This is a genomic window from Parashewanella sp. 2304DJ23-3 (genome assembly GCF_056591695.1).
On the sequence record NZ_JBWQOH010000006.1, the window covers coordinates 68221 to 81017 of the forward strand.

The 12797-nt window shown below is 37.8% G+C and carries 12 protein-coding genes; 2 read left to right on the plus strand and 10 right to left on the minus strand.

Going from position 1 to position 12797, the window contains the following annotated elements:
* Window positions 1-130 precede the first annotated feature (130 nt).
* The 3 genes from AC1EU2_RS12580 to AC1EU2_RS12590 all read right to left on the minus strand — a co-directional run bounded on the left by AC1EU2_RS12580 (window position 131) and on the right by AC1EU2_RS12590 (window position 4010).
* Window positions 131-574 (minus strand): copper resistance protein CopD, encoded by a 444-nt coding sequence (locus tag AC1EU2_RS12580; protein WP_480298628.1) that lies wholly within the window; start codon window positions 572-574, stop codon window positions 131-133.
* Window positions 575-726: 152 nt separating this feature from the next.
* Window positions 727-1875: a hypothetical protein gene (locus AC1EU2_RS12585; protein ID WP_480298629.1), complete on the minus strand. Its 1149-nt coding sequence runs from the start codon at window positions 1873-1875 to the stop codon at window positions 727-729.
* Window positions 1876-2009: 134 nt separating this feature from the next.
* Window positions 2010-4010, minus strand: a complete 2001-nt coding sequence (locus tag AC1EU2_RS12590) for a methyl-accepting chemotaxis protein (protein ID WP_480298630.1) — start codon at window positions 4008-4010, stop codon at window positions 2010-2012.
* 339 nt (window positions 4011-4349) lie between these two features.
* On the opposite strand from AC1EU2_RS12590, the gene AC1EU2_RS12595 reads away from it, so the two are divergent.
* Entirely contained in the window at window positions 4350-5069 is a 720-nt protein-coding gene (locus tag AC1EU2_RS12595; RefSeq protein ID WP_480298631.1) for an SIMPL domain-containing protein, read from the plus strand.
* On the opposite strand, the gene oleD is transcribed toward AC1EU2_RS12595, so the two are convergent.
* The 5 genes from oleD to AC1EU2_RS12620 all read right to left on the minus strand — a co-directional run bounded on the left by oleD (window position 5070) and on the right by AC1EU2_RS12620 (window position 11188).
* Entirely contained in the window at window positions 5070-6110 is a 1041-nt protein-coding gene (oleD, locus tag AC1EU2_RS12600; RefSeq protein WP_480298632.1) for a 2-alkyl-3-oxoalkanoate reductase, read from the minus strand.
* Between the two features lie 17 nt (window positions 6111-6127).
* On the minus strand, window positions 6128-7813 hold the full coding sequence (oleC, locus tag AC1EU2_RS12605) for an olefin beta-lactone synthetase (protein WP_480298633.1): 1686 nt from the start codon (window positions 7811-7813) through the stop codon (window positions 6128-6130).
* A 9-nt stretch (window positions 7814-7822) separates the two neighbouring features.
* The gene (locus AC1EU2_RS12610) at window positions 7823-8716 is read right to left on the minus strand and encodes an alpha/beta fold hydrolase (RefSeq protein ID WP_480298634.1); all 894 of its coding nucleotides are present in this window, start codon (window positions 8714-8716) and stop codon (window positions 7823-7825) included.
* The gene (locus AC1EU2_RS12615) at window positions 8710-9759 is read right to left on the minus strand and encodes a 3-oxoacyl-ACP synthase III (RefSeq protein WP_480298635.1); all 1050 of its coding nucleotides are present in this window, start codon (window positions 9757-9759) and stop codon (window positions 8710-8712) included. The genes AC1EU2_RS12610 and AC1EU2_RS12615 overlap by 7 nt, the downstream gene beginning before the upstream one ends.
* Before the next feature lie 199 nt (window positions 9760-9958).
* Entirely contained in the window at window positions 9959-11188 is a 1230-nt protein-coding gene (locus tag AC1EU2_RS12620; protein WP_480298636.1) for a methyltransferase, read from the minus strand.
* Window positions 11189-11209: 21 nt separating this feature from the next.
* Between AC1EU2_RS12620 and AC1EU2_RS12625 the strand changes: the two genes are divergently transcribed.
* Window positions 11210-11461 carry a DUF1289 domain-containing protein gene (locus AC1EU2_RS12625; RefSeq protein ID WP_480298637.1) on the plus strand — a complete coding sequence of 84 codons (252 nt, stop codon included), beginning with the start codon at window positions 11210-11212 and terminating at the stop codon, window positions 11459-11461.
* On the opposite strand, the gene AC1EU2_RS12630 is transcribed toward AC1EU2_RS12625, so the two are convergent.
* Entirely contained in the window at window positions 11462-11977 is a 516-nt protein-coding gene (locus AC1EU2_RS12630; RefSeq protein WP_480298638.1) for a hypothetical protein, read from the minus strand.
* The gene (locus AC1EU2_RS12635) at window positions 11978-12640 is read right to left on the minus strand and encodes a hypothetical protein (RefSeq protein ID WP_480298639.1); all 663 of its coding nucleotides are present in this window, start codon (window positions 12638-12640) and stop codon (window positions 11978-11980) included.
* Between the last annotated feature and the right edge of the window lie 157 nt (window positions 12641-12797).

Below are 12797 nucleotides of genomic sequence, written 5' to 3' on the forward strand. Positions count from 1 at the left end.
TTCAACGTATTAAGTTGAGAAAAAGAAAACGCCTTTTCACTTGAAAAGGCGTTTTTGTATCAAGAGTTCCGTCTGCGTTAGTTTGACATAGAGCTAACAGAAATAGAGATTGATTCCCTTTAGTCTTCATTTAATGTAATAAACCTGTCCTAAAAGACAAACCCACTAAAGCAAACAATATACTGATAATGGTCACAGGAATAATATGCCAAGCCAAAGACCACAATGTTTTTTCAGATAATTTTGGTATCACCCTCAAGCGTGCATCAATCGCAAAAATTGCAGTTAATAGAAGTAATATTAATTTGTAACTGATTAACTTAGATATCGGGTTTGAGAAGTCAAATAATGTCACGCCATCAGGCATCATGAATTTCATCAAGTAAAGGCCTGTTGAAATCTGAATAATAAGAGCAGGAATACCAATTTTTTCGTAGCAATTTTCGAATAGCTTAATGAACGCTAAATCTTTATGTTTAATTGCATAAGGTAAAATAGTGGTGGCGAGCACGATATGCCCTCCAGTCCATACGGTTGCAGCCAGCAAGTGAAGTGTCAAAGCGACAGTGTACATAGATACGATCCAAAATTGTCATTTGCACAAATCTTAGCAATTATGAAATATAAAGAAATTGACTTTGGACAATTTCGATTTATGAATTTTCATATCATACTAATTATCTAATTTAAATCTCTCCTTATAATACTTCTTACGTCCCTCTCCAATTAATAATCGCTCAACTTGGAGATTTGTTCATCGTTCTGTTTGCTATACTCACTTGCTGTCTTAAGTCTTACTTTAGCCATAATTATCACTCCTACTCTTTTCAACACCTCTAAAGAGTTTACTTTATCAAAGCGAAATGGTTCATGATTACAGCTTGTTTTTTGCAGCTTTTTAATTTGTGCGCCTAACCGTTTCTTAGCAGTATATAAGTTACAGCAATTAAGACTTATTTGGTTACACTCATCAGTTTGAGTGATTACTCCTCTATTATATAGAGAGCAAAGCCACACTTTCCAATGCTCTTTGAAATCGGTAGAGTTTAATGAATAGCACTGCTCTTTTTCCATTTTATCTATAACGGCTTCCAATGCTGATAGACTTTCTTTTTCCCGATTTGATTCAAGCTGAGGTTCGAGAGAAAGACCATCTAAATAAGTTTTGAAATCGTCGTAATCTAAATTAACAATATGCATAACTTTCTCAGATAAACTCTTAAAAAATTCTCTTTCAGTTGATAACTTAGAACTATCACCCAGCTCTACAGTACTAACAGAATATCTTTCTTCAGCCCTTCCTGATTTTTCCATTATAATCCGCAATTTGGGTACTGAACCTAAAGGAGATATTGACGACTCATCAGTTGGATTACTTTCAGATTTACTTCTCTTTATCGCTTTTACGGATTCAAATGGAGACTTTCTTTTGTATGGTGCCCTTTCAGTTATCGAAACTTGCTTTTGCTCTGTTATAAATGACTGCAGAATATCATTACATAAAGGCGTAGCTTTAGCAGAAAACTTTACATGTTTCTTTTCTCCTGGAGGAGCTAGAGTTATAACATCATCACTATTAGAAGGCTTTGAAGTAGAAACTTCAGATGGATCAACCAGTTTAAATAAATGATCTTCAACATCAGTGCAGTATAGAATGGGCGCTCCCACTGCAGCCAAAAAATCGTTCTGTTGGCGAAACCAGCTGGATGATGTCATTTTTGTACCCAGAAACTGATCACAATGTCTTTCACAAACCTTCCAGTCATGTGTTATTTCAACTGCATCACGCTTTTCACCTGAATTAGGATCTATGACTCTTCTTTTTAGCTGAGTATAAGGAACTATATCAACTGCATTTGCACCTTCGACTGACATACTATTCCGTTTAATGTTCAAATAATAAACATTATCAAATAATTTCAGAACAGAATTCGTTAAATTTCGTTAATGATTTTATTATCGCTGGAGGAGTGAAATAAAAGCCTAAGATTATTTAGGCTTCAGAAATTTTAAATCGAAAGGTTAAACTGCTTGACTTGTTTATCTAACTGTTCAGAAGCCTCTGCTAATTCGCCGTTTAATTGACTGATCTTTCCAGCAATACTGCTTGAATTAGAATATAGCTCATTTATCTCAGTAGCATTATTGCTAACTTCTTCAGTAACTGCACTTTGTTGGTCGGTTGCTGTTGCTATCTGCACATTCATGTCGTCAATGGTACTGACAAACTGCACAATGCGACTTAAATCTTCTCCTGCTGTTTGCACTTCAGATACGCTTTCATGTGCTTTTTCTAGCCCACGGGACATTGCTTGAACTGCTTCTTCAGCACCAGACTGAAGACGATCAGTCATAATTTTGATATCAGCAGTCGATGCTTTAGCTCGCTGAGCAAGACTTCGTACTTCATCTGCCACTACAGCAAACCCTCGACCAGTTTCACCTGCTCTAGCTGCTTCAATAGCTGCATTCAAAGCAAGTAGATTGGTTTGTTCAGCAATACCCGAAATAACATCTAGCACCCCTACAATGCCATGAATTTCTTTATCTAAGTTATTGATTGCACTTGAGGCTGCATTCATCTCTTCAGAAAGATCGTGAATTGATTTATCTGTCTTTTCGACTTCGGTATTACCCTCTTTAGCCTCTTGAGCAGCTTCGGAAGACGCATGAGCAGCATCCGCAGCATTAGAAGCTATTTGGCTAACAGTGGCACTGAGTTCTGTCATTGCAGCTGCAACTTGCTCTGCCTGACTCTGACCTTTTAAAACATCACTTTTCATCTCTTCACTTGCGAGATTAATGTGCTCAACAGTACTCGCAATTAATACCGAACTTTCTTTTGTGTTGAGGATAACTTTTTCAAATTCCGTCATCATACAATTAAAGGCTTTAGACAATTCACCCAACTCATCTTTAGCAGAATTGTCTATTCGAATAGACAAATCTAATTCATTACCTGCTCTAGCAATGTTTTTACTTAATAATTTAATGTTTGAACGTAGATACCCTGCAATCGAAACTGTTAACACCAGTATAATTAAGGTAAGTATTGATAATGCCAATGAACCAAAGATCAAAAACATTTCAGCTGACTTCAGCTTTTCTTTTGTCAGGCTTATGATTTGAGAAGAGAGATGTAACTCGAACTTTCTTAGTAACTCAATTCTGCTTGTTGCAACCTTAAACCAAGATTCTGGAGTTGTGGTCTCAACTTGTTTAGTGTCCATATCACGCACAATATTTCTCAAATGCCCGACTGTAGAAACAGCTTGTGAACTGAGCACTTGATTTTGGTATTTCTTGATGTTTTTTTCTGTAGAAAGCGCAAAAAATCGATTTTCGAAACTTTGTTGTTCAGCAACCAAATTAATGAACTTAGCAAATTTATTACTTGGAACATCGTTTTTGCCGAAAGTAGCACTTAATACTGCTCGCTCAAGCCCTGCTCTCTCCTTCATCTGAAGATAAGCACCAAAGGCTGCTACCTCTATTGAAATAGTGTGATCTTGAGCTTGCTTAGCAATAACATCAACCACTGAAAGCAGTTGTTTATTGATGTTCGTATAATAAGCAACTTGATCTTTAAGTGAAATATTAAGGGCATCGACACTTTGTCTAATCGAGTTTAATTCTGATAGCTCTCTTTCGAGTTGCTCTAACCCGAATTCGATACTTGAAGAATAATGGGTATTTATTATTTTTTGTTTGAGTTTTTGAATTTCTTTATTGACGAGTTGCCGCTGAGAAACAAGTTTCAATTTAAATGAAACGCCCCCTGAACCTATATATCCTGCACTCATTCCACGTTCTTTTTGAAGTTGGTGCACTAAGTTACTGTTCGTTTCAGCTAATTCAGTCAACTGCACCAAAGAATGTAAATTTTGGTAAGACTCCCATTCCCCCTTTATCAACAAACTTCCCCCAATCAAAGCACCAATAATTGGAGGGCAAATTAATAGCGCTAATTTCTGAGTAATACCCAGATTTAAAATCCATTGCCAACGCATATTTCAACCCCATATTTAAGCATTCAGTGCCATAAGGCGACACTATTTTTATGGGGAGTAAGTTAAATTTTAAGCAGTCATAAGTAAATACTCTCAGAACATAAATTGCTCAAACTTTGTCTCCTAAACGTGTTTTATTGACACTGATCAAACTTTGTTATTAGCGACAACATCGAAGCTAATCAAAGCCATAGTTTTAGAGCACATTAAAAAAATGACAATAAGTGATAAATGTTATTTTAACAGTATATTTTTAGTGCTACTGCTCTATTTTTTGTTCTACTTTACATCAATTTTTTTTTCTATATTCTCATTGATACTGAATGACCGGAGAGCAAAATGAAGAATAGTAACTATCAAAGCGCCCTCATATTGGGGATATTGATAGCACTCGGCTTATCAATATTAGGTTATACACTCGGAAACTCCGCTATAGAATACCGCCAATTTGAGCGCACAGTAAATGTAAAAGGTCTTTCTGAAAGAGACTACCCTGCTGACGTCGTTATTTGGCCGATTCAATACACAGTAGCTGACAACAAAATCAGTGGGATTTATGATTCAATTGAAACAAATACAAAAAAAATAAAAGATTTTCTTATGAAAAATGGGATTAAAGCTTCTGAGGTTTCAGTCTCCTCTCCTGAGATTACTGATAAATCAGCACAACGATACAGCAGTGATTCAAAAGCCGAATTCCGCTATACGGCCCAACAAACCGTGACCGTTTACTCTAAGCAAGTCGACAAGGTTAGAAACGTTATGGGTGCGCTGTCAGATCTAGGTAAACAGGGGATTGTATTTAATGGCAATGATTATAATGCGCGAACTGAATATCTATTTACACGACTGAATGAAATTAAACCTAAGATGATTGAAGAAGCAACAAAAAATGCACGAGTAGTTGCTGAAAAGTTTGCTTCCGATTCAAAGAGTCGTCTAGGTAAAATAAAGACTGCTTCACAAGGTCAATTTAGTATTTCTGAAAGAGACAAAAACAACCCTCAAATTAAAAAGGTAAGAGTTGTTTCAACAGTGACCTACTATCTTTCGGATTAATTATTTGAGCGACTTAGACAGTCGCTCCATACCCTCTTTAATTGTAACCAGAGGCTGATAACCAAAGTCGCTTTTAGCTTTGGAAATATCAAAATAATGGCTACAGGATAACTGTTTGGCTACAAAACGAGTCATCATTGGTTCGTCTTGTTTATTGAGCACCTTATATATTACTTCCAACAAAGCGCCTACAGCAAAAGCTAAACCCACGGATACCCTTTTCGTGATTGGTGGCAAACCATCGCAGGCCAAAATTAAATTGAGCATTTCTGCCATTTTTATAGGTTCGTCATTACTTAAAAAATAAGCATGCCCCGCACACTTCGAATTCTCGGACATGAGCCCATTCGCTGCCTGGATGTGTGCATAAGCCGCATTATCGATAAAGATCGTATCAACTAATTTATCTTTCTTTCCGACTAGCTTTAATCGCCCTGCTTTCCCTCTTTCTAATACTCTTGGTACTAAATGCGGATCTTCAGGGCCCCAAATTAGGTGTGGTCTTAATGCAACTGTTTTTAAAGTCGTATTGTTCGAGTCTAAAATAAGGCGCTCAGCCAGAGATTTCGAATGGGCATAATAATTTAAAAAATGAGTCGCATGAGGAGCGCTTTCATCAATACCATCTTCATCTTCACCTTTGAAAGTAACACTCGGTGTACTGGTGTATATCAAGTATGGAATATTGTGTACCTTGCAACCTTTTACAATATTCGATGCACCATCAACATTAGGTTTGAAGTAACTGTCTCTATCTCCCCAAACTCCAGCCTTTGAAGCCACATGAAAGACTAAATCACAACCTAGCATGGCATCAATAACGGTTTGCTCATTAGCTAAGTCACCTTGAACCATCGTAACACCCAGCTTTTCTAATTCAGGGTAATTACCACGAGCAAAGCCAGTAACCTTAATACCAGCTGCAATTAATCTTAAGGTAATCGCTCGACCTAGAAATCCACCTGCTCCAGTGACAAATACATGACGTACATTTAAAGCCAATTTTTCAAGTGCTTGTTGTTCTAGATGATGTAATTCCATAGTTTTAAAACCTAAATTCAAACTCTCTTCTGCGCCCAAATGGCAAGCTTTTCCCGGAATATTTTGGCGTTATGCCGAACATCCATTGGAAAACTGTCGTGGATTAAGAAGTGACAAATCCCAGACGATTGCTGATGTTGTTCAGCAAGTTCAATTAAATCTGCATATAGATCTTTCGATTTGCTGCACACCACACCCTGGCTTAACTCTAAACATATTAGAGGCTCAGTATTCCCTTCTATTTGAACACCCACTAGTGCTGAGCGTTTTACTTGAGGGTGAGTGTTGATAATCCGCTCACAAGGAATAGAATAATAGGGTTTCAACTTGGTTTCGACTCGATGCGCTTTACGGCCGCACATCCACAAACGCCCATGCTCATCAAGATATCCAAGATCGCCCATTCTATGACGCATTCGACCTAAAGCTTTATCAAAAATTTTAGCTTTTTGGGTTGCAGTATCTCGTTGGTAATAGAGTTGATTAACCATATCACCAGACACCACAATTTCACCAATTTGATGGCTCGGCAGCGTTAAGGCATCATCCCACTCTAAGATTTCATTCTCACAAATTCCAATGATAGCAACGCTAACAGCCTCAATTGGATAGCCAACGCATATTCCTGCCCCTGAATTTGTATCTTCTGCAGTATCGATCAATTCATGGCTTGAAAACTTCGAAACCGGCAGTGATTCCGTTGCACCGTATGAATTCAATACCTCAACGCTATCATTGAGCATTGTTGAAAAACGTTCTATCGCTTCAATAGTTACCGGTGCACCAGCTGAAATAACTCGTCTTATAGAGGGTAATTTATGATTTGACTGACTTCCCGCTTTACCTACAACATCAAGCAAAGCTGGATTGACAAATATATTGCTGCATTGATACTTCTCAATCGCTGCAAAGATGTGCTTCGGGTTTGCTGTGATTGGTTTACTGGCATCCATATCTGGTACAATCGACGCCATACCAAGCGCTGGGCCAAATAGAGAAAATAATGGAAAAGTTGCTAAATCCCGCTCTCCATGCTGTATACCATAGTCTTTTCTTAATGCTGTAATTTGTGCTTCAAACATACGGTGACTATAAACCACACCTTTAGGCGTTCCCGTACTGCCACTGGTAAACAAAATAGCGCACATATCGTCGGCTTCAAAACGCTCTAAATCAAACTCTGTAGAGTGTTGTGTTTTGAGTATCGTAGATAAGTTTGTTGCACCGGTAATGATACTCTGCAAGCTGGATAAATTTGAATTATCAACATTAATGTTAATACCAACGCTATTTTTCCCCCATCCCAGTAACCTGCGAGCAATGTGTGCTTTGGGAATACCAATAAAAGCGTCTGGCTCAGACTCAATAAAACACTGTTTGAGATTTCTAACGCCCATTCCAGGATCGACAATAACAGGTATAATTCCAGCTTTAAATAATGCGAATGTAAGCTGAAAAAACTCAATGCTAGGCGTAACCATCAAAACTGCTTTCATACCTGGCTTGAGTCCGTGTCCAAGCAATCCAGTTGCAACCCGATTACTTTGCAAGTCGAGTTGCTGAAAATTCAGCTCTTGATATTGGTATTGCCCACGAGAGAACTTTTGAATGGAAACGGCGAGATCATTTGGATTATTCTTCCCTGCCGCCACAAGGTGGCGACAGAGGTTGCAACTTTTATTTTCTGATTGTAGATTTTGCATTCATTCAGCTTAATCGTACTGAGCCATAAAATTCGATACAGCGCTCAATACTTCATCTCTTGCATCTTCAAGGATGTAATGGCCGCAATCATCAAACTCATGAACTTCAGCATTTGGAAATCGTGTTTTCCATTCTGCCAAGAAATGCTTATCAAATACAAAGTCTTTTAAACCCCAACATATAAGCATTGGCGTATCTTTAAAGGCATCGAGACCATCAGCAATGTCTGAAACCAATTGATAGTTTCTATCTCGGGGTGTCATTGGAATATCTTGAACGAATCTCAACGTAGAAATTCGGTTTTTCCAAGAATTAAATGGTGCGACATATGCTTCACGGACAGCTTTTGGCATCGGCTCACGTTTAACCCCGACATAAGAGGCTGCTGAAGAAAATGCATTAAAGCCACGAACCAATATGCTACCAAGCAAAGTATTACGACAAATCCACAGAGCAACGGGCAATGGCTTTGACTGAGGCAGATGAAAGGCTCCAGTGTTAAGAACAACCAATCGTTTGATACGATCGGGATGGCGAGCGGCATAACCCATACCGATCATTCCCCCCCAATCATGAACGACCAGAGTGATATTTTCTTTAACGTCCAGATGCTCCAATAATGCTTCCAGATCGTCAATACGGCTTTTTAAGGTGTAATCGTATGCATTGTCATCCGGCTTATCTGACAAACCACAACCAATATGATCAGGAACGATACACTGATAACTTTGCTGAAGTTGCTCAACTAAGTTGCGATAATAGTAACTCCAACTTGGGTTTCCATGAACCATAACTACAGGTTCACCACTTCCTTGATTTAAATAGTGCTGTTTTAAGCCATTGCGCTCAAAAAAATGTCCCTTACATGGCAGTAATGCCGACAGTTTATCTACATCTACCATTTCAACCCCAACATCATGCAATTCAAGCCACTACCAATACCCAAGAAACTGACTTGATCGCCCTTTTTTAAGAAGCCTTGATCATGCGCAATAGCAGCCGTTACAGGTAAAGATACGGTCCCCATATTGCCAAGCTTCTGGTAGGTGGGAAACTCTTTTTCAGACGGAATATTTAACGCAGTAAGCACTTGTTTTCGATTTGAAGCACCGACTTGGTGACAAATCACTTTATCAACTTGTTCAACTAACCAATTGCGTTGTTGTAAGAAATGTTCCCAAGTATGTTTAGCGAGTTCTACGCCTTCTTTTAATAGAGCAACTGCATCGGTTTTCATAAACTCACGATACAAGTGCTGCCCTGTTTCTTGAAGCCCCCACTGACATAACTCATGATGCTCTGGTGCTGAAAGATGGGATGCTCCAAGCAACTGATGCTGACGCTGGTTTTTAAGATCGAAACTGCCGTCAGTTAAAATTACAGCTACTGCGCCTGAACTGCCTGTCAAAGTAGCTAAAGACAAAGCGAACTTTTGCATGGTTGGCTCTGCAAGCATATCTTCGATCGTACTATCAACAATGTCTCTAGCAGATTCAGCCGAAACAACCATCCCTGCCTTGATCTGCCCTAACTCGATACGGTTTGCAATATCTAAAATACCAGACAATACGCCTAAACAAGCGTTACTGATATCATAAACAGCCGTGTGTTTAGAAACACCTATTTCAGAGGCGATGCGACATGCTGTTGCGGGCTCATGCTGATCACGGCAAACACCGGTATATACAACAGCACCTAATTCATTTACATCGATTTGAGTTTCATCAATGGCTTTTTTTGCAGCAGTGATTGCTCCATCTGATAAACGATGTCCTTTGGGCCACCAACGACGTTCTGTTATACCAGTTAGAGCAGCAAGTTGCCCTACAGGAATACGAAACTTTTGATAGATAGGCGCTAAACGAGACTCTAAATCATTACTCGATACCACTTCTGGAGCGAGTTCATAAGACAGGCTATTTATGAAAACCCGAGAATATTTCATGTAAAAAATTAGACTAATTCAAATTAATGCGACATTTGAGCAAGAATTTGACGGATATTCAATAAAAACCGTCATTTTAACTGTACTTTATTAGCTGTCATCAATAAGTTTTTATGGCAAAAATAAAACAAATAACCTTTATAAACAATGACTTTATATTAACTTAGTCTGTTTTAACCTAAATTTTACAAAATCTTACTCACCTGCACTTTTTTGCATCAATAATTAAGTTTCTTGGTGTCACTGACATATCACAAAATGTATTGATGTTTACTTTGTAACCATGTTCTTCAAGGAAAAGAGCTCGGTCATAAGCAAGCCACATTTCGAGCACATATCGGAAAACGTGTCTGACTAAGTCAATTTGTTTCGCAATACGATGCCTTTGTGCCCCAACAGCTAAATACTTTTCAAACTCGATACTTTCAACATAAATGATATTTTTAACATTAAAGGCCCAGTAACAAAAATGTTCAAATGTGCCGTTTAGCTGGCTTTGTTTGACTGTGGGTAGAGGTAGATATTGTTGAGAATCCAGCACTTCTCTTTGCAGTGCATCAAAGCTCAGCCGCCAATGTACTTCTTTGTTTCGTAATTTGTTGTGTTTATCGTTAGCAATTAAACTGTGCTGCAATGGTAACCTTAGATCAAATTTACTGAATGTTAACTCACTTGCTTTAGCTGGTTGTGATAAAGGTTGGTAGAGCTCATCTCGAATTAAATGATAACAACATGGTGAAATAGTAAGCTTTTGCGTATCAGCTTTAGTGCCTTGCTTAAGCAACTCAACATGAAGATCACCACAAGCATGCAGTGCCAGCGCATGTTGTTGTGGTTTAAATAACCTTGAGTCACATTCAAAAGCATCACCATGAACAAACATCTGGTTTATATCATGCTTTTTTGCTTGAATTTCACCGAGCTCGCACAGTTCCTGCTGCCACTCTAAGCTCACCACTTTGGATTTAGAAAGCTTTCCTATGAGCCGCCCTAGATGCCCTTTTCCAGCACACCATTCTAAATATGAATTTGGTGCTTCATCCTCGACTAAAACAGCGCTAGAGAATTGAGTTATTTGTTCCCATTTTCGACCTTTTATACCAGATGCAACACGCCCTATATCAATTGCAATTTGTTTCCCTTCAAATCGTGATACAAAGTCGGGTCGAGCATCGAAAAGTGTTTTATCAAATGTATTATTGCCGAGGTCTTGATTCAGCTTAGGAAGCAGGAGTTCTATGAGTTGTTGATGATTTGCATCTATATTGTCAATGTCTTCATTAGATAGCTGAGAGACAAACTGATATAAATTAGGGTACTCACATTGCCAAGGAACATCGAGATGATCAAAAGCCACAATTTGCCAAAGACTTTTGGTATTTACCAACACATTGTTTACAGCAGAAAAAGCTTTGGTAAAATCAACCAAAATAACTCCTAAAAAAATAAAATGATTAATTCACCTTGCGTTGCCCGCTGTGGTTTAAATGATGATGACTTTTGCATGGGTTGTCATCGTCACATTGATGAAATAGTAGCTTGGGGCAAAATAGATGACGAACAAAAGCTGATTATTCTAGCCAAATTAGATGAACGAAAAAAGAAATTTCAAGGTGAAAGTAATACTGGAATTCTCTCTAGAGATAAGTGGTTAGAGTCTGAGCAAAATATCAAGACAAACAATAAAATAGTTAAGAAATAATTAATCAAAGAATCCAAATTGTAAATCATCTTCATTTTCGGATTCGAATATAATTTTAGGTTCGATGTCATCTGAACCTTCAGATTCAAATAGGATATTTTCACTCAATTCGAACGATTCAGCTTTCAGATTGCCGCTCAAATTACTCAGTTTTGTCACCTCTTCATCAACAACTGAAACTGAATGATTTGAAGCGGTGGATTTAACCTCCGACACTAACGAATTTTCTGTAAATGGAAATTCATTAGCAACACAAATAATATCACTAACTTCAGCCCCCACTTCGGCTTTAGTAACTAATAGATCTCTTTTTGAAAACATGAACCCATACTTTGCATACTTTTCAATATCTTGATCTTCTTTTAATACTTTCTCTGAGTAGTCTAACTTGGCTCTCAATAACAGACGATACAAAACTCCTTCCCATTCTTTTTTTACTCCCATGAAGATAATTTTGTGTCCCAAAGTGACAAACTGCTTGATACTAGTCATCATTTTAAAGTTAAAATAAATCATTTACTCTTTGCGAGTAACAGGAAGCTCTTCGGGAAAACTCACTTCATTTTGGTTCAGTGAGAATAAAATGTCTTTTACATCCAAGTGCAGTTTTAACTGGTAACCAACTTCATCTGCTCGTTTGCTCGCCTGATTAATCCAACCTTTAAAGTCTGCAGGTTCAGGGTAGCCATTTTTCTGTTGCTCCCCTTCGCTAACGCTTCTTTTGTATCCTGCTGGGCGTTTACTCTCAAAGTGATGCGTTAATACAGGCTCTGAAAACTTTTCGAAATTTCCATGAGTCACAAATTGTTTAAAACCTATATTTTTAGTGCTGACCTCAGCACATTCTTTAAACGCAAAAACGTGTTCCTTAGCATGGTCACTCTTAAAAGTATGAGCAGTTTCTTCATAAAGTGTTTGATCAAGTAAATTATTTATTAAACAGACAATCTCATTTTCATCGTCTACTGTTTTATGTTCTACGAAAAAGTCTAACCCAGATTCAATTACTTCTTTTACCTTTCGACCAACAAAAGAAACCGTATACTCAAAAATAGAACCATCCGATCTTTCTAATTCCACTGTCGGGTTGTAATCAGTCAGAATAGAATTAGCTTTAGCTATATGAACTAACTCATTGATTGAATGTACAGAAAGGGATAACTTCAGCGATTCAGACATAAAATAAATTAGTCACCTTTAATCACTATTTATCTTTATTAAGCCAGCAAAAAATGAATTGTTCTACTTATCTAAACAAATCTTAACCATTTGTTTAAAAAGAATTATTGCTTTATTTCCATACATTATAAAACAACAATTCTTTATATTCTTAAAT

Coding starts and splice junctions, on each gene's coding strand:
- AC1EU2_RS12580 (WP_480298628.1), bottom strand. CDS start 574: ATGTACACTGTCGCTTTGACACTTCACTTGCTGGCTGCAACCGTATGG.
- AC1EU2_RS12585 (WP_480298629.1), bottom strand. CDS start 1,875: ATGTCAGTCGAAGGTGCAAATGCAGTTGATATAGTTCCTTATACTCAG.
- AC1EU2_RS12590 (WP_480298630.1), bottom strand. CDS start 4,010: ATGCGTTGGCAATGGATTTTAAATCTGGGTATTACTCAGAAATTAGCG.
- AC1EU2_RS12595 (WP_480298631.1), top strand. CDS start 4,350: ATGAAGAATAGTAACTATCAAAGCGCCCTCATATTGGGGATATTGATA.
- oleD (WP_480298632.1), bottom strand. CDS start 6,110: ATGGAATTACATCATCTAGAACAACAAGCACTTGAAAAATTGGCTTTA.
- oleC (WP_480298633.1), bottom strand. CDS start 7,813: ATGCAAAATCTACAATCAGAAAATAAAAGTTGCAACCTCTGTCGCCAC.
- AC1EU2_RS12610 (WP_480298634.1), bottom strand. CDS start 8,716: ATGGTAGATGTAGATAAACTGTCGGCATTACTGCCATGTAAGGGACAT.
- AC1EU2_RS12615 (WP_480298635.1), bottom strand. CDS start 9,759: ATGAAATATTCTCGGGTTTTCATAAATAGCCTGTCTTATGAACTCGCT.
- AC1EU2_RS12625 (WP_480298637.1), top strand. CDS start 11,210: ATGATTAATTCACCTTGCGTTGCCCGCTGTGGTTTAAATGATGATGAC.
- AC1EU2_RS12630 (WP_480298638.1), bottom strand. CDS start 11,977: ATGATTTATTTTAACTTTAAAATGATGACTAGTATCAAGCAGTTTGTC.
- AC1EU2_RS12635 (WP_480298639.1), bottom strand. CDS start 12,640: ATGTCTGAATCGCTGAAGTTATCCCTTTCTGTACATTCAATCAATGAG.